Source organism: Leeia sp., assembly GCF_041909055.1.
GTDB classification, from domain to species: Bacteria; Pseudomonadota; Gammaproteobacteria; order Burkholderiales; family Leeiaceae; genus Leeia; species Leeia aquatica.
Genome location: NZ_JAYREC010000002.1, coordinates 328,378 through 351,296, shown reverse-complemented (window position 1 = coordinate 351,296; position 22,919 = coordinate 328,378). Strand labels below are relative to the sequence as shown.

Sequence of the window (22,919 nt, the reverse complement as noted above, 5' to 3'; positions counted from 1 at the left end):
GGAAAACATCATGACAGAAATTGCAACCCTCGGTGGTGGCTGCTTTTGGTGCCTGGAAGCCATTTTCCAGCAGCTGCGCGGCGTGGAGAAGGTGGTATCCGGCTACAGTGGCGGGCATGTGCTTAATCCGGATTACAAGCAGGTGTGCCAGGGCACCACGGGGCATGCTGAAGTGGTGCAGATTACGTTTGATCCAGCGCAGATCGGCTATACGGACCTGCTTACGGTGTTCTTTGCCATGCACGACCCGACCACGCTCAACCGGCAAGGGCATGATGTGGGCACCCAGTACCGCTCGGTGATTTTCAGCCATGATGACCATCAGGCGCATATCGCCCGCGAGCTGATGCAGCAGCTGGCCCCCGAGTTTGACCAGCCTATCGTCACCGAGATCCGCCCGCTGGAGGTCTTCTACCCGGCGGAAGACTACCATCAGGACTACTACCAGCAACACCGCCAGCAACCCTACTGCATGGCAGTGATCAGCCCCAAGCTCAGCGCGCTGCGCCGCAAGTTCGCTGCGCAGACCAAGCCGGGCTAATCCGCTGGCAGCGGCACCCGTAGCGCCGGGTCACGGTGGCAGGGCATGCTGTCGCCCACGCTGGGGCAGCCGAGCTGGTGCCATTCCCGCTGCGACAGCAGCAGTACCCAGTGCTGCCCGCCCTCCTCGACCTGAAGCTCGATCTGGCCGCCCAGCCGCTGTAATTGCCGGACGCAGGCATTGGCCGGGCCATTGAAGCTGAACGCATGCTCCGGCCACAGACCGTCTGCATCCAGATTGCGGTGACCGAGGAAACGGGCCGCCCAGCGGCTGCCCGGCTGGTGGTAAAGCTGGTGCGCCGGGGCGCAGTAAATCAGCTGGCCTTGCCGGATCAGCGCAATGCGGTCGCCCAGCTGGAAGGCTTCGCGCTGATCGTGGGTGACCAGCAGGCAGGGGATCGCCGCCTCGCGCAGCACTTCACGCAGCATGGCTTGCAGCTCGCCGCGCAGCGATTCGTCCAGATTGGAGAAGGGTTCATCCAGCAGCAGCAGCCGAGGAGCTGCTGCCAGTGCACGCGCCACCGCCACCCGTTGCTGCTGCCCGCCAGACAAGGTCCACACCGGTCTGCCCGCCAGCGCTTCAAGCTGCAGGCGCTGCATCCAGTGGTCAACCCGCTCAGTACGCTGGCGGGCATCGGTTTTCTGCACGGTAGGCGCAAAGGCGACGTTGTCCACCACGCTCAGGTGCGGGAACAGCGCGTAGTCCTGAAACACCATGGCGAACTGCCGCTGCTCGGCAGGCACTTCGGCCAGATCCTGCCCTTGCCAGCACACCCGCCCCTGGTCCGGGCGCTCCAGCCCGGCCACCAGCTTCAGCAAGGAGCTTTTGCCGCAGCCAGACGGCCCCAACAGGACCAGTGTTTCGGTACCCTGCAGCTGCAGGCTGATCTGGTTCACCGCCAGTTGTGCGGCGCCGGGGTAGCGTCGGCACACCCCTTGCAGTTCAAGCACGCTGCCGCCCTCCCATGATCAAGGCAAAGACACCGCTGGCCAGCAACAGCAACTGGCAGGCCGCGGCTTGCGCCTGTAGCAAGTTGGTCCTGCCCGGGCGGCCCAGATGTTCATAGATCAGGGTGGTCACCGTGGCCCATTCAGGGCGTTGCAGAAACAGGGTCACAGCGAACTCGCCCAGCATGCTGGCGGCAGCAAACGCCAGCCCCACCCGCAGGCCGGGCAGCAATTGGGGCCAGACCACACGCCAGCCCGTCTGCCAGGTGTTTGCGCCCAGGTTGCGTGCCGCCTGCGCCTGCTGCGGCGGTAGTTGCCGCCAGGCCAGCGTGAGGTTGCGGGTGACAAAGGGATACGCCAGCAGCACGTAGCCCGCGATCAACAAAGCCAGGCTGCCTGCCCACGCCGGATAGCTGATCAGCAAACCCAGCGACAATACGGAGGCGGACACCAGATACGGCGCGTAGCCCGCCAGTGCCCCCAGGCGCGGCCAACGCAACAGCACGCGGGCGAGCACCGCCCCCAGTACCGCCGCCAGCGGCAACGTCAACAAGGCAAAGCGCAGGGTATTGCCCACCGCAGGCCACCAGCTTTCGTCCTGCCACAGCAGACGGTAGCCCGCCCCGCCCTGTGCCAGGCTTTGCCACAGCAAAGCCAGTAAGGGTGCCAGTACCAGCGCACTGACCAGCAGCATCAGCAGGCTGGCCAGCAGTTTATGCAGTCGGGTCAAAGGCCAGTGCAGCGGGAGGCCGCTTTGCGGCAGGGGCAGCACGCGCTCCTGCCGTGCATACAAGCCCACCAGCAGCGCACACCAGAGACATTGCAGCAGGGCCAGCACGCTGGCGGTGCCGAGGTCCAGCTGCATGGTGGTGAGACTGTAGATTTCGACTTCCAGCGTGGACCAGAAACGCCCGCCCAGCATCAGGGCCACGCCAAAGCTGGTGGAGCAGAACAGGAAGGTCAGCAGCAAGGCGGCCAGCACGCCGGGGCGAATCACCGGCCACACCACGCGGCGCAGAATCTGCGCGGGTGATGCACCCAGCGTGCGGGCGGCCATGATGCTGGAAGCCGGTACTCGCCCCAGCGCGGTGTAACTCATCCACACCACCAGACCGAGGTTATAGAACAGATAACCCCACATCAGCAGCGGGAAGCCCTCCTCCAGCGACCACGGCAACACGCCGGTATGGCCTACCAGCGACAGCACCGCAAGCGCAGCAACTACCGTAGGTACCAGAAAGGGCAACAGCAAGGCCCGCAACCACCAGCGGTGCCCCGGAAAGCGCCAGGTAAAACAATACCAAGCCACTGGCACGCCCAGCACACCACATAGCAGGGCTGCCAACGCCCCTTGCAGTACCGTGAGGCCGATCCGCTTCCAGTAATACCCGTCACCAAGTACCAGCACGCTGGACGCCCCGCCGCTCGCCAGCATGTGGCAGAAGGGCCAGACCACCACCACAAGCAGGTAGGCCAGCGTCAGCCCCCCCAGCGCGCCCAGTAGCAGGCGTGGCAAACGGTCAGCGTGCCGGGTGGTCATGATGTGCGTACGTCAGCTCAAGGCCGCATGATGCGGGTCCAGCGCGCCACCCAGTCTTGCAACTGCTGTGCATTCTGGCTAACCACCGGTTGTTCATTCTTGTTGCTGCCCTGCGGCGCCTGGGCGAAACGATAGCTGTCATCCAGCTTCACCGTTTGCAGCACCGGGAACATCCACATGGAGGTGGGCAGCTCCTGCTGCACACCTTCCGATTGCAGGAAAGCAATGAAAGCCTTGCCCAGTGCGGCTTCTTTGCCCCCCTTGACCAGCGCAACACCTTCCACCTGCATGAAGCGGCTGCCCGGCAGATACAGATTATCGGTCGGTGGCTCTTTCAGCTTGCCTTCGCTGTAGAACAGCTCCGCTGCGGGCGAGGTCTGGTAACTGACCACGAAGGGGCGCTTGCCGCCATTGCGGGAGAATTCCTTCTCATAGGCTTCGGTCCAGCCCTGAGTGATCTTCAGGTCGTTGTCACGCAGTTTTTCCCAGAACGCCCAGGCTTTCTGCTCGCCAAAGTGGTTGACGGTGGCCGCCAGAAACGCAAGGCCGGTACTGCTGGTTGCCGGGTTTTCCACCACCAGCATGCCTTTGTAAGCAGGCTGGGTGAGGTCTTCCAGCGTCTTGGGCAGTGCCAGCTTGTGTTGCGCGACATAGGCTTTGTCGACATTCAGCATCACCCAGCCGTAGTCCACCGGGGTCAAGGCATCACCCAGCTTGAAGCTGCGCACGTTGGCGCTGGTCGGAGCCGTGTAGCGCTCCAGCACGCCGGCGGATTGCGCTTTGGCCAGCAGCAGGTTGTCAATGCCGTACACCACATCGGCAATCGGTGCCGACTTGGTGAGGATCAGCTTGTTCAGCATCTCGCCCGCATCACCCGCTTTGATGATGCTGACCTTGACGCCATTCTTCTGCTCGAATTCGGCGAGTTTTTGTTTATTCACCGAGAAAGAGCTGTGTGACAGCACACGCAACTCGGCAGCTTGCAGGGCAGACGCAGCCAGAACGGCTACAGCGGAAACAACCAGACGACGCAACAACATGAACATCCCCTTTTACGGACGAAAAGGAGAAAGCGCTAGAACACGCTCCCTCCGCTGGCATGACCCAGATCAGGTGTTAGGGTATCTCTCAGCCCGGCACGCGGGCACCCCTGGTGTGCAAGGCCGCGATTATACACAGCCCCTCCTGACTCGCCCAGTGACGTTCATCGCCCTGTAATGAATGCAGCCTTTGTCCGACTGAAGCTTACCGGCCACCTTTCGGCTGGCTCTGGTGAACTCACCCAACACTCAGGAGACACAACATGAACCTACCCCTTCGTAATTCGGGCGCCGTACTGGCTTTGGCGGCAGCCGCATTGCTGGCCGGTTGTAGCAGCATGGGCAATGCAGACAAGATGAGCAGTGCCGACAAGGTGATGTGCAGCGGCGTCAACAGCTGCAAGGGTACGTCGGAATGCAAGACCGCCAGCAGCGCCTGCAAGGGTCAGAACAGCTGCAAGGGGCAAGGCTGGCTGTCAATGAGCGCCGCAGAATGCAGCAAGGCCGGTGGCAAGGCGATGTAATTCCGCCCGCGCCAAAAGCAACAGGGCGGGAAATCCCGCCCTGTGTCCTCTTCATCCTCCCACCGGCCTTTCGGCCCTTCACGCAGTTCACGCTGTAATTGTTGCCGCGCTTGCTGCCGCTTGGCTTTCTCGCTGTTGCCATGCGCCCCGGCATGACGCTGCCGGGCTGCCAGTGCCAGCGCATTGCGTGGCACCAGGGTTTTTCCTCTTTGCTTCATGATGACGGCTCCTTGATTCAACTCTTGACTTGAGATTGGGGGAACCTCCGCTCCCCCTCAGGCTGTTCAGCCCTTGATGCACAACACTTGTTTCAGGCTATGGACCACTTCCACCAGATCGGTCTGGTGTGACATCACCTGGTCGATATCCTTGTACGCACCGGGAATCTCGTCCAGCACGCCACGGTCCTTGCGGCACTCCACACCGGCGGTTTGCAGCTCCAGATCATGCCGGGTAAAACGTCGCCGCGCGTCCGTGCGGCTCATCAAGCGCCCCGCACCATGCGAGCAGGAGCAGAATGACTGCGCATTGCCCAAGCCACGCACGATGAAACTACGCGCGCCCATGCTGCCGGGGATGATGCCCAGCTCACCCTGCCCGGCGCGAATGGCACCTTTGCGGGTAATGTACAGCGATTGCCCGAAGTGTGTTTCTTCCTGCACATAGTTGTGATGGCAGTTGATGGCTTCACCGTCCAGCTCGAAGGCTGGCAGCAAGGGCCGTATGGCGGACACCACCAGCTCCATCATGGTGCGCCGGTTGAGCAAGGCGTAATCCTGTGCCCAGTTCAGCGCCTCCACATAGTCATCAAACCACTCACTACCTTCTTGCAGGTAGGCGAGGTCGATGTCAGGCAGGTGAATCTGATGGCGACGCATTTCCTTGCGGGCCGCGTCGATGAAATAGCGCCCCATGACATTGCCAATGCCCCGGCTGCCCGAGTGCAGCATCACCCACACCCGTTGTTCCTCATCCAGGCATAGCTCGATGAAGTGGTTGCCACCGCCCAGCGTGCCCATCTGGCAACGCCAGGTCTGGGCAAACTTGCGCTGCATCTTCATCAGCCCCGGATGCTTGCCGACAATGACATCCAGTCTCGCATCCAGCGGACGGCTGATACGGGCAAACGCGCTGCCGCGCACCTTGCTGGCTTCGTGCTGGTTGAACCCCACCGGCACACTGGCTTCGATACTGCTGCGCAAGCGGAGCAGATTGTCAGGCAGGTCTGACGCCGTCAGCGTGGTACGAATGGCGTTCATGCCGCAACCGATATCCACCCCGACCGCCGCCGGAATGATGGCGCCCTTGGTGGGAATCACGCTGCCCACGGTGGCACCGATACCAGCATGGACATCCGGCATGGCCGCGATATGGCCATGTACGATGGGGAGTTGTGCCACATTGACCAGCTGCTGCATGGCCTGTGGCTCGATCTGGTCCGTCCAGATCTTGACCGGAACCCGGCCTTTATTGAGGGTAAGCAAAATGCCCATGTTGAATCTTCCAATGCAAAACGCCCCGGGTAAGCCGGGGCGTGCAAGGAAGCGCGTCGTCTACCTGGCCACGGCGGATCATGAACAAACCGATCCAACCCGGGGCGAAGACTGGGAGATCGGTTACTGGGTCAAGCCTTTCTGCGTCGTCATCGATACTCTCCTTTCTGGGTTGACGTACTACACATCCAACAATGCGGCGCAGTCTGCCGCAGCCGACGGGACGACGTCAATGGCATGCACTGAGCAAAGTGCAACCATTACGCAACAGTGTATCTTTATGGCAACAAATCATCCCTTGACCCCGGCTTGATACCCTCGTCAAAAAGGCGGAGAATGCACTACAAGTCTGCTTGCATGTGGGGAATCCACAGTATGGTGCAAGCCGATGACGCCAACCCGTTTTTGCTGTACGCCACAGAGCTGCGTACCGCCCCCATGCCTGCTGGAGGAATTCCCATGGCCAAGTCTGTCGTTACCCTCGCCCACTATTACACCACCCCGGAAATCCAGCAGATGGCCGACAAGGTCGGTGATAGCCTGGAGCTTTCGCTGTTTGCGCGCGACGCCCAGGCCGACATCATCGTGTTTGCCGGTGTGCGTTTCATGGCGGAAACCGCCAAGATTCTGAATCCGAACGCAACGGTTGTGCTGCCGGATCGCGGCTCGACCTGTTCGCTGGTCGAGCAGACCGATGTGGCTGCGCTGAAAGCATGGCGTGAAGCCCACCCGGACCATGTGCATGTGTCCTACATCAACTCGTCCGCCCAGCACAAAGCCTTGTCAGACTGGATCGTGACCAGCCGTAATGTGGACGACATCATTGCCCACCTGTATGCCGAGGGCAAGAAAGTAATCTTCTCGCCCGACCGCAATATGGGCGCCTACCTGAATTTCCAGTATGGCTACGACATGCCTTTGTGGTCCGCCGTCTGTGAAGTGCATGACAAATTCAACCAGGCTGCCCTGGATGAAGCGTTTGCCAGTGTTGGCGGACTGCCGCATGCCCTGATCGCCCACCCTGAGAGCCCGTTGCCGGTGTTGCAGCAGGCCGATTACGTGGGATCGACCAGCGGCATGCTGAACTGGGTCAAGCAGTATCAGGGCGCGGCCAATGGCGTGATCTTTGTCGCAACCGAGGATGGCATTCTCTACAACATGAAGCTGGCCCGTCCGGAACTGGACATCCGCCAGGCGCCGATTTATGCCGGTTGCCAGTGCAACCAGTGTCCATACATGAAGCTGAATACCATCGAGGCCGTCAAACGCGCGCAACAAGGCGAAGGTATCGTCATTGATTACCTGAGTGAGGCCGATATGGATGCGGCCCGTTTGCCGATTGAGCGCATGCTGGAGTTTTCCAGTCAGTATTATCGTTGAGGGGCGGCGCGGTGAAACTGGACTACCTGATCTACATTGGCCGCTTCCAGCCGCTGCACCATGGCCATCTGGCCACGGTACAAAAGGCGCTGGAGCTGGCGGAAAAAGTCATCATCATCTGCGGCTCCGCCCGCCGTGCCAAGAGCTATGAGTTGCCCTGGTCGGTCGAAGAGCGCGAGCAGATGCTGCGCGCCTGCCTGAGTCCGGAGCAGCAAAACCGAGTGTACTGCGTCGGGGTATCTGATCGCATGTACAACGACCAGCAGTGGGTCACCGAGGTGCAGAATGCGGTGGACAAGGTGATCGCGGTGGATACTGTCAATCTGGCCAGCCGCCCGGCCAGCTATCGCATCGGCACCATTGGCTCCAAGCTGGGCTTTGATACCTATTATCTGGACTTCTTCCCACAATGGCAGCGTATCGAAGTCGAAGAGGTACCGGGGCCTAACGCCAGCGCCATCCGCCACGCCTACTTTGAGAGCCCGGAAGCATTTGAGCCGTTTGAAGCCCTGCTGCCGGAACCCGTACGTACCTGTCTGCTGGAATTCCGCCGCAGCAGCGAGTACGCCAATCTGGCATCCGAATATCGCTTTGTGCAGCAATACAAGGCGGCCTGGCGAGCTGCCCCCTACCCGCCCACCTTTGTGACCGTAGACGCGGTGGTCATTCACTCTGGCCACATCCTGCTGGTGCGCCGCCGCGCCCAACCGGGCAAAGGACAATGGGCTTTGCCGGGAGGGTTTGTGGAGCAGAACGAGCGGCTGAAGGATGCCGCCATCCGCGAGCTGCGTGAAGAAACCCGTCTGAAAGTACCGGTGCCGGTGCTGGCGGGCTCGATTCGGGGCAGCAAGGTGTTTGACCATCCTGGTCGCAGCCTGCGCGGCCGCACCATCAGCCATGCCTTCCTGTTTGAACTGGTCCCCACCCAGGAAGGCTTGCCGCGGGTGAAGGCCGCAGATGATGCCGACAAGGTACGCTGGGTACCGCTCTCACAGTTTTCCCGCATGGAGAGCGAGTTGTTCGAGGACCACTTCTATATGGTGAACTGGTTCCTCGGCCAGATTTGATCCGTATCATTGCAGTGCGCATTCCGGGTTAACCCTGATGGAGAGGACGCCGGATTGGTGTAGACTGAAACCCGGATGTCACATTTGATTGGAATAGCGCGAGTCCGTATGGGGACCAGGAAAACCCTCTGCTTACGAAGCCTCTGTTGCAAGCAGCTGCTCAGGTCCGTGATGTGCAGCCTGAGCATCTTGCTTGCCGGAACCGCTATGGCAGACCCTCACTGCCCCCGGCTTCGGGTGTCCGGCAATGCCGAGTACCCCCCTTTTCTGTGGGTAGATCCCGTGCATGCCGAGCAGCTGGTCGGTGCCAATGCCGAGCTGATGTCCATGCTGTCCAAAGAAATCGGCATTCCGGTACAGATGGTATATAGCGGCCCATGGGGACGCACTCAAGCCATGACGAAAGCCGGTCTGGTTGACATGATCGCGGGGGCATTTGATACCCATGAACGCCGCGGCTACATGAGCTACATCAGCACGCCGATCTATCTGACACGCAGCGTGATCTGGATCCGGGATGACAAGCCCATTGCCCCGAAGAATTGGGAAGAACTGGCGAATTTCTCAGGCATCACGGTCATCAACAACAGCTTTGGCAATAATTTCGACATGTTTGCCGAGCGCATGCTTCATATTCAGAAAGTCGGCAGCCTTGAGGTTGCCTTGCGCATGCTGCAAGCGGGCCGTGCCGACTATCTGGTCTATGAAGATCAGCCTGCCCAGGCCTACATCCAGAAGCTGGGACTCAAGCGACTCAGCATCCTGCCCCTGCCCATCAGCCAGGAAGCACTGTATCTGACACTGTCGCTCAAATCACCTTGCTATAGTCCGGAGCTGGTCAGTCGGCTGGAAGCCGCGATGAAAAAGCTGAACAGCCAGGGCGTCATGTCGGGTCTTTTGGAAAAGTATCAGCAGGCATGGGGCGCACCAGCAATCAATACACCGCGTGCACCCTTATTCTGACGGCGACGGGAAAAGCAGAGCTGGAGGAATGATACTGGCGTCCCCACGGGGATTCGAACCCCGGTTATCGCCGTGAAAGGGCGGTGTCCTAGGCCTCTAGACGATGGGGACATCGGGACTACTGGAGCAGCTTGTCCAGCAGCGAGGCATTGCGAGGGCTGAACTATAGAGAAAGCCGCCACACCTGTCAAGTCCGCACACTTTCTGTGCAGCAATACAGCCACATGCCTTCTGGCAGTGCATACATCACGCCAAACATGGCAAAGGCTGGCATTTTTTACATGGCATGAGCCTTGCTGATCAAGTCATGCCCCGGGCGATCCCTAGGGCTTCTGATTATTTGCCTCACAAGGAAAGACCATGCCTGACCGTAGCATGATGCAACTGACGACCCCGGACGCCATGAAAAGCCGCCTGCCCGAACTCTGTCATTTACTGCGTGATGCAGTAGAGGGTGGTGCCTCGGTGGGTTTTACCCTGCCCCTGAGTGAAGAAGCGCTGCAAGCCTACTGGCACGCCGTAGCATCGCAACTGGATGATGGCTTGCTGCTCTGGGTATTGTACGAAGGCGATACGCTGGCGGGCAGTGTCCAGCTCAGCCTGTGCGGCAAGAGCAACGGCCGCCACCGTGCAGAGGTACAAAAGCTGTTTGTACTGCAGGCCTGCCGTCGCCGCGGCTACGCCCAGCAATTGATGGCAGTGGTAGAAGAAGCAGCACAGGCGCATGGACGCCACCTGCTGGTGCTGGATACCGAATCAGGCAAGCCTGCCGTGCAGCTTTACCGTAGCCTGGGCTACCAGTTCGGGGGCAGCATTCCGGACTATGCCTATAGCCCGGATGGCGAGCTGCACCCGACCGAGTACTACTACAAGTTACTGGCCTGAGCCCACCCCGCCCTGCCCCAGGGCGGGTAAATCACGCAGCGCCAGCCGCAATGGCATTGGCAAGGCGCACCACACTCATAGCGTACAGCGTGCTCTTGTTATAGCGGGTAATCACAAAGAAGTTGGGCAGCCCCAGCCAGTGCTCTACCACACCAGGCGAGGTTTCCAGCGGGAACAGAATGGCTTTGTCCTGCAGGTTGACCTCGCCCATCGGCTTGACGCCGAACTTGGCCATCTCGGCCACCGTCCAGTTCAGGTTGAAGCGCTCGGCCACCAGGGTCGGGTAGCTTTCACCGCTGACCATGGCCTGTACCGTCAGGTCGCCACCTTTCTGCCAGCCATAGGATTGCAGGTAGTTGGCAATGCTGTAGATGGCATCGGTCTGATTGTTCCAGATGTCCTTGTGGCCATCGCCATCGCCATCCACTGCATACTTGTTAAAGGTAGAGGGCATGAATTGCGGCAAGCCCATCGCACCGGCGTAGGAGCCCTTGTAAGTGAGCGGGTCGCCCCCCTCTGCACGCGCCAGGAGCAGGAAGGCTTCCAGTTCACCCTGGAAGTACTCGGCACGACGCGGATAATCAAAGCCGATGGTGCTGAGCACGTCGACCAGCCGGAAGCTGCCCGCATTGCGACCGTAATCGGTTTCAACGCCGAGGATGGCCACGATGATCTCTGCCGGCACGCCATATTTGGCACTGGCGGCTTCCAGCGTCGCCCGGTTCTGCTTGTAATACGCCACGCCCCGGGCAATGCGGGTACTGTTGACAAAGTTGGGCTGGTACTTGTACCAGGGTTGCGCCGTACCCGGGCGATCGAGAATCTCCAGCACCCTGGGCTTTTCCACCACCTGGTCAAACAGACGATAGAGCGATTCTTTCTCAAACTGGTGCTGTTTCACCATCTTGTCGATGAAGGCGGCCACCTCTGGCTTGGCAGCCAGATCCGAGGCCTGTGCCGATATACCCAGCATGATGCTGCTTGCCACTACGGCAAGCTGTCGTAAAACAGCCATGAGTCAAATCATCCCTGTCATTAGATACCATTGTTATTCGGTCCAGCCCCGCTCAGGGGTGGATCACTACCAGCACGGCTCGTGCGGGTAGTGCATGGCGGTTGTGGATGGCGTGCTCGCAATCCGCACCATAGCGGGCAGTTTCGCCGGATTGCAAGACATGCCGCTCATCCTGCACACACACTTCCAACTCTCCCTCAAGCACCGTCAGGTGTTCACGTGCGCCCGGATCATGCCCGGCAGACACCAGCTCACCGTGCGGCGCCAGTGTCAACTCATACCATTCAAAGCGCCCTGCCAGCTCCATCGGCCCCAGAATGCGAAGCTGATAGCGTTGTTCCGGGCCACTCAAAGCCGGTATCTCGTGCCGACGTACGACATGAATATGGTTGGGTTGTTCCCGCTCAGCCGTAAAAAGCTGTGCCAGCTCCAGCCCGAAAGCATTGGCCAGTCGCCAGGTCACGGCAATGGTCGGATTGGCCTTGTCCCGCTCAATCTCGGACAGCATGGACTTGGACACCCCGGCAATACGGGACAGATCGTCCAGCGTCATGCCACGCTCAGCACGCAATGCCTGAATCAGGCTGCCAATACGTGGCGGGGACTGGGGAATATTGGGGACATCAGACACGTGGTTTCCAATCAGGGGTCGAAACACAGTTCGATATATCGAACTTTAATCTTTTATTTCGATCATGTTCAGGATAGACTGATGACATACTAACAAAATACCCGGCGGCAGGCTGCTAAACTGAATGCAGCAATCGCCCTTCCCCACCCTCCCCCAAGGACGGACCCATGCGTGACGCTTTCTTGCAGCACCTGCAAACTACCCTGCAGCAGATTCGTGATGATGGCTTCTACAAACAGGAACGCCTGATCCAGAGCCCGCAACATGCCGGCATTACCCTCAAAGGTGGTCAGCAGGTACTGAATTTCTGCGCCAACAATTACCTGGGGCTGGCGGATGATGCCCGCCTGATCGCAGCCGCCAAGCAAGGTCTGGACGAGTTTGGCTTCGGCATGGCCTCGGTTCGCTTTATCTGTGGCTCGCAGACCTTGCACACCCGGCTGGAAGCGGCGCTGTCAGCCTTTCTGGGCACCGACGACACCATCCTGTACGGCAGCTGCTTTGATGCCAATGGTGGCCTGTTTGAAACCCTGCTGTCCGAGGACGATGCCATCATCAGCGATGAGCTGAACCACGCCTCCATCATTGATGGTGTTCGCCTGTGCAAAGCCAAGCGCTTCCGCTACAAAAACAACGACATGGCTGATCTGGAAGCCCAGTTGCAAGCCGCCGATGCCGCAGGGGCCCGCTTCAAGCTGATCGCCACCGATGGTGTGTTCTCGATGGATGGCATCATTGCTGATCTGAAGTCGGTGTGTGATCTGGCCGACCGCTATGGTGCACTGGTGATGGTGGATGATTCCCACGCGGTCGGTTTCATTGGTGAACACGGGCGCGGCACTCCGGAACTGTGCGGGGTGGAAGGCCGTATCGACATTTATACCGGCACGCTGGGCAAGGCACTGGGTGGCGCATCCGGCGGCTACACCTCAGGTCGCAAGGCCATCATTGACCTGCTGCGCCAGCGCTCACGTCCCTACCTGTTCTCCAATAGCCTGGCCCCGACCATCGCCGCCGCCTCGCTGACAGTACTGGAATTGCTGCAAAGTGAGGAAGGCGCGCAGTTGCGCCGGCAGGTACGTGCCAATGGCGAACTGTTCCGTCGCGAGATGAGTGCGCTGGGCTTCAATCTGGTTCCCGGCCAACATCCGATCATCCCGGTGATGCTGGGCGATGCGGCCCTGGCCAGCCGGCTGGCGGATGCCTTGCTGCAGGAAGGCGTATATGTGATCGGCTTCTCTTATCCGGTGGTGCCCAAAGGCAAGGCACGCATCCGCACCCAGATGAGTGCAGCTCACACGACAGCGCAGATTGAGCAAGCGGTTGCCGCCTTTGCCAAGGCCGGTAAAGCCGTAGGCGCCATCTGAGGAGCATGACCATGAAAGCATTGGCCAAACTGAGCCCGGAGCCGGGCCTGACGCTGACCCGGGTGAAAAAACCCGAAGTCGGGCATAACGATGTCCTGATCAAGATCCGCAAAACCGCCATCTGCGGCACCGACATTCACATCTGGAAGTGGGACGAGTGGGCGCAAAAAACCATCCCGGTACCGATGCATGTCGGCCACGAGTATGTGGGGGAGATCGTCGAGATGGGGCAGGAAGTGCGCGGCTTCCAGATTGGGGATCGTGTCTCGGGAGAAGGCCACATCACCTGTGGCTTCTGCCGTAACTGTCGCGCCGGTCGCCGTCACCTGTGCCGCAATACCACCGGCGTGGGCGTCAATCGTGAAGGCGCCTTTGCCGAGTATCTGGTGATTCCCGCCTTCAATGCCTTCAAGATTCCCGACGATATCCCGGATGATCTGGCCGCCATCTTCGACCCCTTTGGCAATGCCACCCATACCGCGCTGAGCTTCAATCTGGTGGGTGAGGATGTACTGATCACCGGCGCAGGGCCGATTGGCATCATGGCCGTCGCCATAGCACGCCATGTCGGCGCACGCCACATCGTGATCACCGATGTGAATGACTACCGGCTGGAACTCGCCCGCAAAATGGGGGCGACCCACGCGGTCAATGTCAGTCGGGAAAACCTGCAGGACGTGATGGACGAACTGCGGATGACGGAAGGCTTTGACGTTGGTCTGGAAATGTCCGGCGTACCTTCGGCCTTCTCCAGCATGCTCACGCACATGAACCACGGCGGCAAGATCGCCCTGCTCGGCATCCCGCCCAGCAATACCGCCATTGACTGGAATCAGGTGATCTTCAAGGGGCTGGAGATCAAGGGGATTTATGGCCGGGAAATGTTCGAGACCTGGTACAAGATGGTCTCCATGCTGCAAAGCGGCCTGGACCTGAGCCCCATCATTACCCACCACTACGCGGTGGACGACTATCAGGCCGGTTTTGAGGCCATGCTCTCCGGCCAGAGCGGCAAGGTCATCCTCGACTGGACCCGTTAGCCCTTACTGAGTTGCGGCAGACTTGCCAACCTGTACAAAAGGACAGGTTGGCAGCACTCTCAAGTGCCACAATCCGCACGGCATGTCACAGATGGGGTAAAGTGAAGCCAGACTCAGCGCACAGATGGGCAAGCGACACCCCCATCTGGAGTTGGAACCATTCAGAAGATGGGGTAAATGCGTGTCATGCAGCGTACATGATAAGCATTTACGATCCGCACTACTGCACCATGCTTCATGAATGGATGGTCGGGTCAGACTTCTAGCGGGGAAAACGATGAACACTACTGGACTGGAATCCATTCAACCCATGCTGTCCAGCATGTCGTCTCAACAAATGCAAAAGGTGCTCTCCTGGCTGCTGGAAATCAGCCAGATTCAGGATCAAGCCCATTTGATCCGCTTCTGTCAGAATTTGCATGATGATTTGCCCATCCGCAGCATGGCCATTGCATTTGGCAAGATCAACCAGCGGCAGGAAGTGAGCGAGATTGATCAGCTGATCAATATCAGCTACGCGCAGCAGTGGTTCAACTGCTATCAGGAGAATGGTCTGGCCAAGAGCGACCCCGTTCTGAACACCTTGCCCACGTCGCCACAAGCCAAAGTCTGGTCTGACATTTATGCACAAGTCAGCACCCCGGAGCAGAAGACGTTTGTCACCGCGGCGCGTGATTTTGGGCTGGAACAAGGCATGAGTTTTGGCCACTTTGCGCCGCGCGAAGGACAAGCCAGTTTTCTGTCGATCGCCACCACTCCCAAGCTGACGCCAGACATTGCCGCAATCTTGATGAGCCTGGCCCCTCACCTCAATCTGGCGGCCTTGCGCTCGCGTGAACCGAATGACCCCGTTCAGGCCGGTGCGCTCAGCAGCCGGGAAAGCGACATCCTGCAATGGATGAAGTTCGGCAAAACCAATTGGGAAATCGCCATGATCCTGGGCATTTCCGAGCGCACCGTGAAGTTTCATGTCAGCAACGTGATCAAGAAACTGTCGGCAAACAATCGCGCTCACGCGATTGCATTATCAATGCGTCAGGTGCGATCCGGGCATGGCGTAGCCAGCGCCTGAAACGCTCCCCCATATTGGGCCAATCCAGAAACCCGGCGATGGACAGCACGCCGCCGTCCATCACCCGGGGCTCGCCTGCCGCCGTACCCGGCAAGCCTGCTTGGCAGGCCCGCAGAAAGTAGTTGTATTCCGTTACAAAGTAGGTTCGCTCTACGCCGCGTTGCCGGGCCCAGCAGTACATGCCGATATACAGCAACTTGCTGACTTCCGGCAGGCGGTTGCCTTGTGCATTGCGTACCACGCCCATGCGGGTCACTTCCGCCGTGCGTGTCGTTTTCTCGATATCCCGTGCACTGGGCATCAGGCACAGGAACTCATGCTCGAGCATGAAGGGCTCGTCGCTAGGGGTAAGCCGCATGCACCCAACCGGGCGTTCTGCACCATCCAGAACCAGGAAATTATCCGACCACAGGTCGTAGCGATCATCATCCAGCCCATCTTCACGGGCAGGCAGCCAGCCCAGCTCATCATGGAAGATCTGGTGGCGCAACTCATACTGCGTGCGCAAGTCACGTGCATTGTCGATCTGAATCAGCCGGTACTCACCCAGTTGCAGCGGGAAATCCTGAAACATTGCCATTCTCCAGTTGTGGTGCGGATCCGGACGGATGCGCAGGGCCACTGTAAGGCGAACCGGAAAACGGCGGAGCTGCTCTTTGTAGCAGTTGTGAAATGTTGAATCGTGGCTATGATTGAATATTACGCTCAGTAAAAATGAACAAGTACTCACCCATCAGCGGGATCAAGCCTGTACTTGCACCCGGTTTCCACGCGGGTTTGGCTCCGGCAGATAAAAGCGGTTGATCTCTTCGGCGGTCAGTACCCTGCCATTGCCGGATACCGGGGGGGAGCTGGCGGCCTGATACTGCTCACGCCGGGCCTCGGCCTCCAGCTGGCTCGCCGCGGCTGCGACGGCACGATCCTGCGGTGAGGGATCGGCAGGCGCCAGTGCGGCAGCACGGGCGGCCCGTGCAATCGACAAGGTTTCTTCCGGTGAACGCCCTTTACTCAGGCGGATGGATACTTCACCGCTAACGGCGTAGCTCTGCCCATCTGGCCCACGGGTAAAGCCATAGCTGGCACCACCGATGGCCAGACCGCCGCTGGCCGCAATATGGGCTTGCTCATGACGGCGCACCGCCTGATCCTGCTGCTTCAGGTCTGCCACCTCAGCCTGTTCTGATTCCGTGAGTGCGGTGGCTTGCCCACTCGCCTCTTCGGCCGCTGGCGCCCCCTCTTCCGGGAAGGTGGCTGACCTGGCCAAGCCTTCCGACGACAGCGTCACCTTGCTGCCCAGGCAGCCTTCGCAGCCACATCCTGATGAGCACGTCGCGGTGGTGCCGTTAGTTGCGATCTGCCTTGCTGGGGTCGACACCTGCAAGGCAAGCGCAGTGGTAATGGAGCCCAGTTCCATGGGCAATCACCTTCGCCAGGATGATGATGACAGTATGCGCTTTTCACATGCTGAAACAAAGTCTTGCGGCCAGACGGTCGTCCTGCGGCGCCGTTTCAGGCATACTTGTGGCATAAGCTTATTCCGGAGTTGCCATGAGTCACCGCCGTTGGGTTCAGGATGCCATCCGCAAGATTGAAGCAGACTTTAATCGCTCCGCCGACACCCACCTGATCACCCTGCCCCTGCCGGGTTTTCCGGGCATTGATGTCTACCTGAAGGACGAATCCAGCCATCCTACCGGCAGTCTGAAGCACCGCCTGGCCCGCTCACTGTTCCTGTATTCGCTGTGTAATGGCTGGCTGCATGCCGGTAGTACGGTGGTAGAAGCCTCCAGTGGCTCGACGGCCATTTCGGAAGCCTATTTTGCACGTTTGCTGGGCCTGCCATTCATTGCCGTGATGCCGGCCACCACGTCGCCCGACAAGATTGCCGCCATCGAATTCCAGGGGGGCCGTTGCCATCTGGTGCAGGACCCGACCGCCATCTACAGTGAATCCGAGCGCTTGGCCCGCGAGAACAATGGCCACTTCATGGACCAGTTCACCTACGCCGAGCGCGCGACGGACTGGCGCGCCAACAACAATATTGCGGAGTCCATGTTCCAGCAGATGAAGAAGGAACCACATCCGGTTCCGCACTGGATCGTCACCAGCCCGGGGACTGGCGGTACCACGGCGACGGTCGGGCGCTATGTCCGCTATCAGCAGCTGAATACCCGCGTGCTGTGTGCCGACGCGGAGCAGTCGGTGTTCTTTGACCACTATGTCAGCCGCGATCCGGACCTGAAACTGGAGTGCGGCTCACGCATTGAAGGCATTGGCCGCCCACGGGTGGAAGCCTCTTTCATTCCGGACGTGATCGACGCCATGGTGAAAGTACCCGATACCGCCTCACTGGCTGCGATGCACTATCTCGCCAAGCGTCTGGGGCGCAGGGTCGGCGGGTCGACTGGCACCAACTTCATCGGCGTGCTGCTGGCTGCACAGGCCATGCGCCAAGCAGGTAAGACCGGCTCGATCGCCACCATTCTGTGTGATGGCGGTGAGCGTTACTCCTGCAGCTACTACAATCCGGAATGGCTGCAGCAGCGCGGCTGGGACCTCAGCGATACGCAGTCCACCATCCAGGCCTGTGCAGAACAGGGTACCACTCTGCCGTGGGACATCCGCAGCAGCGGTTTGTAAGCAGAGTTTGATCCGCCCGCGCCGATGGTCGTGCCATGAGGCGGGCGAGTCTGAAAAAAATGTCATCCGGCGCGCACCGTTTTGCGATCAAGCAGCCTCTTTGCAGATGAGGATGTCCTCACCCCATCATGTTCAAGGAAGTTGCCATGTTTTATGCAAAGAATTTACCCCATTGGGAGCGCGTACTTCGCGTGCTGCTAGCGGTCGCCGCTACCGGTTATACCGTTATGAACTGGAGCCACTCGGCATGGGCGGTTGCAGCAGGCCTGACCGCCATCACACTGGCCTTGACTGGACTGGTCGGCTTTTGTCCGATGTGTGCCCTGGCCGGGCGTAAACCCGTCAACAAGGGATAAGCCATGATCACGGGCGTGATGGAGCGTGACCTGCTGGTGCAAGCCGCACAAACGGGTGACCCGGCCGCGATTTCACAGCTGCTGGCACAATGCCAGCCCGATGTGAGGCGTTATGCCCGGCGCCATTGTCACGCCAGCGATGTGGATGATGCGGTGCAGGAATCATTGCTAACCCTGTCCCGCAAGCTGGGTGGGCTGAAGGCAGCGATTGCCTTCACCGCCTGGCTGTCTACGGTCATCAAGCGCCATTGCATGAAGTTGGCGCGCATCACGCTCCGGCTGAATCCGCTGGATGAAGAGGCCATAGCGCAACAACTGACCAGCCGCACGGACATTTCACTGCGCATCGACCTGACACACGCACTGGAGTCCTTGCCCGAGCATTATCGAGCAGTCATCCTGCTGCGGGACTTTGAAGCATTGACCATTGCGGAAATAGCCGCGCAACTGCGCGAATCGCCTGGCGCCATCAAAAGCCGCTTGCACCGCGCCCGCGAACTGATTCGCGAGTACCTGCTCAGCGAAGGCACATCGCACGCGGGCTGACCATCCGCATGCGCCATGTATCAAAGTGCACTTATGCTTGCTCGGCCGGCTGCGGGGCAAAGCGCTGTTGCATCATGTGCAGGTAACCCGCTTCACCAAGTTGCTCGCGCGCAGCCAGCAGCGCTTGCGCATCTGCCCCCACCACATAGCGGACCCGCTGTCGTTCACCATCCGTCACCGCCGTGTAGATCACATCCGCCACCGCTTCTGGCGTGGAATAGTGCCCTTGCCGCTGTGAAAATGCCTGCTGCACCTGAGTGACATACTCATGATAGGGGTGGTCGTCCCCCTGATAGGTCAAACTCAGCGAGCGACCTGCAAAGTCGGTCGCCACCCCGCCTGGCGCCACGATTTTGCTCTGGATGCCCCAAGGGGCCAGCTCATAGTGCAGGCCCTCACTCAAGCCCACCACAGCATATTTGGTAGCATGGTAGACGGCATTGAGCGGCATGGTCACCAGGCCGCCGATGGAGGCGATGTTGACGATCACCCCTTGTTGCTGGGCACGCATGGCAGGCAGCACGGCACGGATGGTCGCCATGACACCCTGCACATTGGTTTGCCACTGCCTTTCCAGCAAGGCTTCACTGGCAGTTTCCAAGGGGCCGAATGCACCGAACCCGGCATTATTGACCAGCGCATCAATGCGACCGAAGCGCTGCAGGGTTTCCGCCATCACGGTGGCAATTTGAGACGGCTGAGTCACATCCATCCCCATGACGGCAGTCGTGTCTGGCAGAGAATGAGTATCTGGCTGCCTCATGGTCGCCACCACCTGCCAGCCTTTGCTGGCAAACAATACTGCTGCAGCCCGGCCAATCCCGCTGGAGCAACCGGTTATCACAATCACAGGCTTCATTATCGAATTTCCATTCGTTTAAAAGGCAAAAAAATCAGGCGCAAAGTGCATCCCAACAAAGAGAAAACGCCGCCTGACGGAGGTCGGGTCCATCTGACAGTACCCCATCCTGAATCAAACGGCTGAGGTCGCGTACCGAAGACTGCACCGACGCCATCAACAAAGGTAGCGGCAGTGGCTTCAGTTGTTCGCTTTGCTGACCCGCCAGCAGCAGATCGGCAAAGAAATGCTGCATATTGCTGCTGAGCTCACGACTGCTCGCACTGAGGAAGGCCGAGCTGTGGTACTGCTCCATGAACACCAGCTCCTGCGGGTACTGCAAGCGGTTGTCCACCATATTGTGCCAGATGGTGCGGATGCGCGCTTTCAGCGGCTTGCCAGGGTCATCCTGTGCAATCAAGCGCTGAAAACTGCGACTTTTGGCTTGCTGGTAGAGGCTGTCCAGCAAGTCTTGCTTGGAGGGGTAATACACATACAGGGTGCTGGCAGCCAAGCCTGCGGCACGGGCAATATCCGCCATTTTCAGCCGCACCAGCCCCTGCTCCTGTACCAGCTGGTAGGTGGCCTGTTCAATGGCGGCTTGCTTGAGATCGTCCTTGGGTCGCATGAACGGCACTATAACCGAATTTAAATTCGCTTTAAATACCGTTCATCCTTTACATGCCTTAGCCTTGCAGCAAGGACCACGCGTATTCATCACCACGGTTCGCGGCCAAACCGACCAACAGCGTGAAAATCCGTTGTGGATCATCCTTGATCCATTGCTGCAATTCGCCCATGCGCTGCTGCGCAGGGTGCTCGGGGCTCACCGCGCCAACGGCTGCGGCTTGCTGCTCCAGCTGGTTGATGTCACGCAGCGGCAGCTCTGGATAATGCTTGAGGATGGCCTCAAAGATAACCAGGCGATACGCCGGGGGCAACAGCTGCGCGTCCAGCAGCATGGCGGTACGAATGATCTCGCCCACCACCGCCGACTTGACGGAGAGGACTGGCTGCTGCTTCTTGCTGACTTTCTTTTGCCGGAAAATGGCCATGATTGCTGTCTTTCAGTGATTGCTGGCGCGATGATACCTGAAGCTCAGCGCACCGGGGCTTCGTGCAGGCTGCAATGATGCTGCACCGCCCCCTGCTCCACCTGCAAGGTGCAATGCTGGATGCGATAGCGACTACGCAACATTTCAGCAGCCTGCTCCAGCATGGCATCGCTGGCCCCCTGAGGCATGACCAAGTGCGCGGTCAACGCCGTCTCCGACGTACTCATCCCCCAGATATGCACATCGTGCACCCCGGTCACCCCCGGTAGCGCACCCAGGGTGTCGATCACCTCTTGCGGCTGGATGTGCTCTGGCACGGCATTAAGGGCCAGCCGCACCGAATCCCGCAGCAATCCCCAGGTACCCCACACAATCACACCCATGATGACGAGACTGATCACCGGATCGATCCAGTACCAGCCGGTCCACCACATCAGCACCCCGGCCACCACCACACCCGCCGACACCGCCGCATCGGCCATCAGATGCAGGTAGGCGCCCCGCTGGTTCAGATCGCCCTTGCTGCCCTTGATGAACAGCATGGCCGACAGGCCATTGATGACGATACCGATCAAGGCCACCACCGTCACGGTCATGCCGGCCACTTGCGGCGGCTCACCCAAGCGGCGCATGGCCTCCCAGGCAATCCCGCCACACGCCAGCAGCAGCATCAATGCATTGGCCAGCGCCGCCAGAATGGAACTGCTGCGCAAGCCATAGGTGAAACGGCTGGACGGAGTACGCCGCCCCATCCAGGCGGCAGCCCACGCCAGCAGCAAACCCATCACGTCCGACAGGTTATGCCCGGCATCTGCCAGCAAGGCGGTGGAATTGGCAAGCACCCCATAGACAAACTCTACGGTCACGAACACGGCATTCAGGCCCACGGCCAGTGCAAACAGGCGGTTCACTTCTGCGGGCTGTGGCAAACCATGGTGATGACCATGGTGCCCATGCCCGTGGTCGTGGTCGTGGTCGTGGTCGTGGTCGTGGTCGTGGTCGTGGTCGTGGTCGTGCGGATGAGCATGCCCATGCTGGCAGCCCGCGTGGGAAGAGGTTTCATGGCGACGGTAGCTCATGCCAGCTCCCCTTCCCCATCCGGCTCGGCCAGATGCTCCAGCAGGTCACTGATCATGCCGCGGATGTGCTGGTCAGCCGCCATGTAAAACACCTGCTTGCCTTGTCGCTCAGCGCGCACGATGCGCGCGGCCTTCAGCAAGCGCAAATGGTGCGACACCAGCGAGCTGCTCAAGCCCAGCCGCTCGGCCATGGCCGTCACCGGCACCGGCTCCTCCAGACAGCTCATGACCACGCGCAAGCGGGTGGGGTCTCCCAGCAAGCGAAACAAATCAGCCAGCTCGGCTACATCGACATCATGTGTTGGCATGCGATCACCACAAACAATTAAACATGTATTCAAATGTTACATGTTATCCATCCATCCCTCAAGCCCGCCTGCATAACCATTCGGACAGGACACGACTGGTGGATCAGGCCAACATCCTTTATCGTTCCGAGGCATGGATGATTTTGAATGGTCACGCTATCTGCAAACGTCGCCGGATGCCACCCAGCGCGGCCCGCTGGAGACGGTGCTGGCCTATATTGCGGCATTTCAGGCTTGGTCACGTGACTGTCATCACTGGGCGCGCCGCCATCGTGATCGGGTTGCCGAGCTGCAAAGCGGCCCCGCCCGTGACGCTTTGCGCCAGATTCAGCAGGTGTACTGCACACTAAAGCATCGCCCCTTCCAGCGGGACAGCAGCGGCTATTACTTCTACGGGGGAACAGCAGATGCCGATCCGGATGGGGCACAGTTGACGCAACAGGACGAGCGCTCCGCCACAGTCCAGACCCTGCGTCGTCCCCCGCATGCGCCGGCGTTCCGCTTCAGCCTGAAAAAGCAAGGTCAAGTCTGGCGTATCTGCAGCCTGGAGCGCCTGAACGGATGCGGCAAGTGGGAAGCGGATCGACTGTAG

At 59.7% G+C, this 22,919-nt stretch carries 27 protein-coding genes, 1 tRNA gene and 1 riboswitch; of the genes, 14 read left to right on the top strand and 14 right to left on the bottom strand.

Features of this window, described 5'->3' with window-relative positions; genetic code table 11:
• Window positions 1-10 precede the first annotated feature (10 nt).
• The gene (gene msrA, locus ACE3O2_RS07500; protein ID WP_374336200.1) at window positions 11-541 is read left to right on the top strand and encodes a peptide-methionine (S)-S-oxide reductase MsrA; all 531 of its coding nucleotides are present in this window, start codon (window positions 11-13) and stop codon (window positions 539-541) included.
• On the opposite strand, the gene ACE3O2_RS07495 is transcribed toward msrA, so the two are convergent.
• From ACE3O2_RS07495 to ACE3O2_RS07485, 3 genes are read right to left on the bottom strand one after another with little or no spacing between them, the layout of a single operon-like run.
• A complete protein-coding gene (locus tag ACE3O2_RS07495) occupies window positions 538-1,491 on the bottom strand; it encodes an ABC transporter ATP-binding protein (RefSeq protein ID WP_374336198.1) in 954 nt (317 codons plus the stop codon). The two genes, msrA and ACE3O2_RS07495, sit on opposite strands and share 4 nt — an antisense overlap.
• Window positions 1,484-3,028: an ABC transporter permease gene (locus ACE3O2_RS07490; RefSeq protein ID WP_374336196.1), complete on the bottom strand. Its 1,545-nt coding sequence runs from the start codon at window positions 3,026-3,028 to the stop codon at window positions 1,484-1,486. Before ACE3O2_RS07490 ends, ACE3O2_RS07495 begins: the two co-directional genes overlap by 8 nt.
• Before the next feature lie 17 nt (window positions 3,029-3,045).
• Window positions 3,046-4,068: a thiamine ABC transporter substrate binding subunit gene (locus ACE3O2_RS07485; RefSeq protein ID WP_168875524.1), complete on the bottom strand. Its 1,023-nt coding sequence runs from the start codon at window positions 4,066-4,068 to the stop codon at window positions 3,046-3,048.
• Between the two features lie 28 nt (window positions 4,069-4,096).
• Window positions 4,097-4,190, bottom strand: a riboswitch (TPP riboswitch).
• Window positions 4,191-4,331: 141 nt separating this feature from the next.
• Between ACE3O2_RS07485 and ACE3O2_RS07480 the strand changes: the two genes are divergently transcribed.
• Complete coding sequence (locus tag ACE3O2_RS07480) at window positions 4,332-4,592, top strand: hypothetical protein (RefSeq protein WP_168875525.1); 261 nt, start codon at window positions 4,332-4,334, stop codon at window positions 4,590-4,592.
• A gap of 284 nt (window positions 4,593-4,876) precedes the next feature.
• On the opposite strand, the gene ACE3O2_RS07475 is transcribed toward ACE3O2_RS07480, so the two are convergent.
• On the bottom strand, window positions 4,877-6,085 hold the full coding sequence (locus ACE3O2_RS07475; RefSeq protein ID WP_374336193.1) for an RtcB family protein: 1,209 nt from the start codon (window positions 6,083-6,085) through the stop codon (window positions 4,877-4,879).
• Between ACE3O2_RS07475 and ACE3O2_RS07470 the strand changes: the two genes are divergently transcribed.
• From ACE3O2_RS07470 to ACE3O2_RS07455, 4 genes are all read left to right on the top strand, one after another.
• On the top strand, window positions 6,084-6,398 hold the full coding sequence (locus ACE3O2_RS07470) for a hypothetical protein (RefSeq protein ID WP_374336191.1): 315 nt from the start codon (window positions 6,084-6,086) through the stop codon (window positions 6,396-6,398). The two genes, ACE3O2_RS07475 and ACE3O2_RS07470, sit on opposite strands and share 2 nt — an antisense overlap.
• A gap of 146 nt (window positions 6,399-6,544) precedes the next feature.
• On the top strand, window positions 6,545-7,465 hold the full coding sequence (gene nadA / locus ACE3O2_RS07465) for a quinolinate synthase NadA (RefSeq protein ID WP_168875528.1): 921 nt from the start codon (window positions 6,545-6,547) through the stop codon (window positions 7,463-7,465).
• Between the two features lie 11 nt (window positions 7,466-7,476).
• Window positions 7,477-8,532, top strand: a complete 1,056-nt coding sequence (locus ACE3O2_RS07460) for a bifunctional nicotinamide-nucleotide adenylyltransferase/Nudix hydroxylase (RefSeq protein WP_168875529.1) — start codon at window positions 7,477-7,479, stop codon at window positions 8,530-8,532.
• A 207-nt stretch (window positions 8,533-8,739) separates the two neighbouring features.
• Window positions 8,740-9,495, top strand: a complete 756-nt coding sequence (locus tag ACE3O2_RS07455; protein WP_374336189.1) for a substrate-binding periplasmic protein — start codon at window positions 8,740-8,742, stop codon at window positions 9,493-9,495.
• A gap of 35 nt (window positions 9,496-9,530) precedes the next feature.
• On the opposite strand, the gene ACE3O2_RS07450 is transcribed toward ACE3O2_RS07455, so the two are convergent.
• A tRNA-Glu gene (locus tag ACE3O2_RS07450) sits at window positions 9,531-9,606 on the bottom strand.
• 249 nt (window positions 9,607-9,855) lie between these two features.
• Between ACE3O2_RS07450 and ACE3O2_RS07445 the strand changes: the two genes are divergently transcribed.
• A complete protein-coding gene (locus ACE3O2_RS07445) occupies window positions 9,856-10,380 on the top strand; it encodes an N-acetyltransferase family protein (protein ID WP_374336187.1) in 525 nt (174 codons plus the stop codon).
• Between the two features lie 31 nt (window positions 10,381-10,411).
• On the opposite strand, the gene mltB is transcribed toward ACE3O2_RS07445, so the two are convergent.
• Both mltB and ACE3O2_RS07435 read right to left on the bottom strand, forming a co-directional pair.
• Window positions 10,412-11,395, bottom strand: a complete 984-nt coding sequence (mltB, locus tag ACE3O2_RS07440; RefSeq protein ID WP_168875531.1) for a lytic murein transglycosylase B — start codon at window positions 11,393-11,395, stop codon at window positions 10,412-10,414.
• 52 nt (window positions 11,396-11,447) lie between these two features.
• Window positions 11,448-12,026 (bottom strand): helix-turn-helix domain-containing protein, encoded by a 579-nt coding sequence (locus tag ACE3O2_RS07435; protein WP_374336185.1) that lies wholly within the window; start codon window positions 12,024-12,026, stop codon window positions 11,448-11,450.
• Between the two features lie 167 nt (window positions 12,027-12,193).
• On the opposite strand from ACE3O2_RS07435, the gene ACE3O2_RS07430 reads away from it, so the two are divergent.
• From ACE3O2_RS07430 to ACE3O2_RS07420, 3 genes are all read left to right on the top strand, one after another.
• Window positions 12,194-13,393: a glycine C-acetyltransferase gene (locus ACE3O2_RS07430; RefSeq protein WP_374336182.1), complete on the top strand. Its 1,200-nt coding sequence runs from the start codon at window positions 12,194-12,196 to the stop codon at window positions 13,391-13,393.
• 11 nt (window positions 13,394-13,404) lie between these two features.
• Complete coding sequence (tdh, locus tag ACE3O2_RS07425) at window positions 13,405-14,433, top strand: L-threonine 3-dehydrogenase (RefSeq protein ID WP_374336180.1); 1,029 nt, start codon at window positions 13,405-13,407, stop codon at window positions 14,431-14,433.
• Window positions 14,434-14,710: 277 nt separating this feature from the next.
• The gene (locus ACE3O2_RS07420; protein WP_374336178.1) at window positions 14,711-15,505 is read left to right on the top strand and encodes a LuxR C-terminal-related transcriptional regulator; all 795 of its coding nucleotides are present in this window, start codon (window positions 14,711-14,713) and stop codon (window positions 15,503-15,505) included.
• Here the strand turns inward: ACE3O2_RS07420 and ACE3O2_RS07415 are convergent.
• A complete protein-coding gene (locus tag ACE3O2_RS07415) occupies window positions 15,417-16,079 on the bottom strand; it encodes an acyl-homoserine-lactone synthase (protein ID WP_374336176.1) in 663 nt (220 codons plus the stop codon). The genes ACE3O2_RS07420 and ACE3O2_RS07415 overlap by 89 nt on opposite strands.
• A gap of 168 nt (window positions 16,080-16,247) precedes the next feature.
• Window positions 16,248-16,919, bottom strand: coding sequence for a putative metalloprotease CJM1_0395 family protein (locus ACE3O2_RS07410; RefSeq protein ID WP_374336174.1), 672 nt, complete (start codon window positions 16,917-16,919; stop codon window positions 16,248-16,250).
• A 134-nt stretch (window positions 16,920-17,053) separates the two neighbouring features.
• Between ACE3O2_RS07410 and ACE3O2_RS07405 the strand changes: the two genes are divergently transcribed.
• The 3 genes from ACE3O2_RS07405 to ACE3O2_RS07395 all read left to right on the top strand — a co-directional run bounded on the left by ACE3O2_RS07405 (window position 17,054) and on the right by ACE3O2_RS07395 (window position 19,047).
• Window positions 17,054-18,145: a PLP-dependent cysteine synthase family protein gene (locus tag ACE3O2_RS07405; RefSeq protein ID WP_374336172.1), complete on the top strand. Its 1,092-nt coding sequence runs from the start codon at window positions 17,054-17,056 to the stop codon at window positions 18,143-18,145.
• 128 nt (window positions 18,146-18,273) lie between these two features.
• Window positions 18,274-18,501: a DUF2892 domain-containing protein gene (locus ACE3O2_RS07400; RefSeq protein ID WP_374336170.1), complete on the top strand. Its 228-nt coding sequence runs from the start codon at window positions 18,274-18,276 to the stop codon at window positions 18,499-18,501.
• Window positions 18,502-18,504: 3 nt separating this feature from the next.
• On the top strand, window positions 18,505-19,047 hold the full coding sequence (locus tag ACE3O2_RS07395; RefSeq protein WP_374336168.1) for an RNA polymerase sigma factor: 543 nt from the start codon (window positions 18,505-18,507) through the stop codon (window positions 19,045-19,047).
• 31 nt (window positions 19,048-19,078) lie between these two features.
• Here ACE3O2_RS07395 and ACE3O2_RS07390 read toward each other — a convergent pair whose 3' ends face one another.
• Genes ACE3O2_RS07390 through ACE3O2_RS07370 form a run of 5 tightly spaced genes read right to left on the bottom strand, consistent with a single transcriptional unit; the run spans window position 19,079 to window position 22,327 of the window.
• Window positions 19,079-19,906 carry an SDR family oxidoreductase gene (locus tag ACE3O2_RS07390; protein ID WP_374336166.1) on the bottom strand — a complete coding sequence of 276 codons (828 nt, stop codon included), beginning with the start codon at window positions 19,904-19,906 and terminating at the stop codon, window positions 19,079-19,081.
• A gap of 34 nt (window positions 19,907-19,940) precedes the next feature.
• Window positions 19,941-20,513 (bottom strand): TetR/AcrR family transcriptional regulator, encoded by a 573-nt coding sequence (locus tag ACE3O2_RS07385; RefSeq protein ID WP_374336164.1) that lies wholly within the window; start codon window positions 20,511-20,513, stop codon window positions 19,941-19,943.
• A gap of 58 nt (window positions 20,514-20,571) precedes the next feature.
• Complete coding sequence (locus ACE3O2_RS07380) at window positions 20,572-20,940, bottom strand: M15 family metallopeptidase (RefSeq protein ID WP_168875542.1); 369 nt, start codon at window positions 20,938-20,940, stop codon at window positions 20,572-20,574.
• A gap of 44 nt (window positions 20,941-20,984) precedes the next feature.
• On the bottom strand, window positions 20,985-22,019 hold the full coding sequence (locus tag ACE3O2_RS07375) for a cation diffusion facilitator family transporter (RefSeq protein WP_374336161.1): 1,035 nt from the start codon (window positions 22,017-22,019) through the stop codon (window positions 20,985-20,987).
• Window positions 22,016-22,327: an ArsR/SmtB family transcription factor gene (locus ACE3O2_RS07370; RefSeq protein WP_374336158.1), complete on the bottom strand. Its 312-nt coding sequence runs from the start codon at window positions 22,325-22,327 to the stop codon at window positions 22,016-22,018. The genes ACE3O2_RS07375 and ACE3O2_RS07370 overlap by 4 nt, the downstream gene beginning before the upstream one ends.
• Window positions 22,328-22,460: 133 nt before the next feature.
• Here ACE3O2_RS07370 and ACE3O2_RS07365 point away from each other — a divergent pair, with 133 nt between their 5' ends.
• Window positions 22,461-22,919: a hypothetical protein gene (locus ACE3O2_RS07365; RefSeq protein ID WP_374336156.1), complete on the top strand. Its 459-nt coding sequence runs from the start codon at window positions 22,461-22,463 to the stop codon at window positions 22,917-22,919.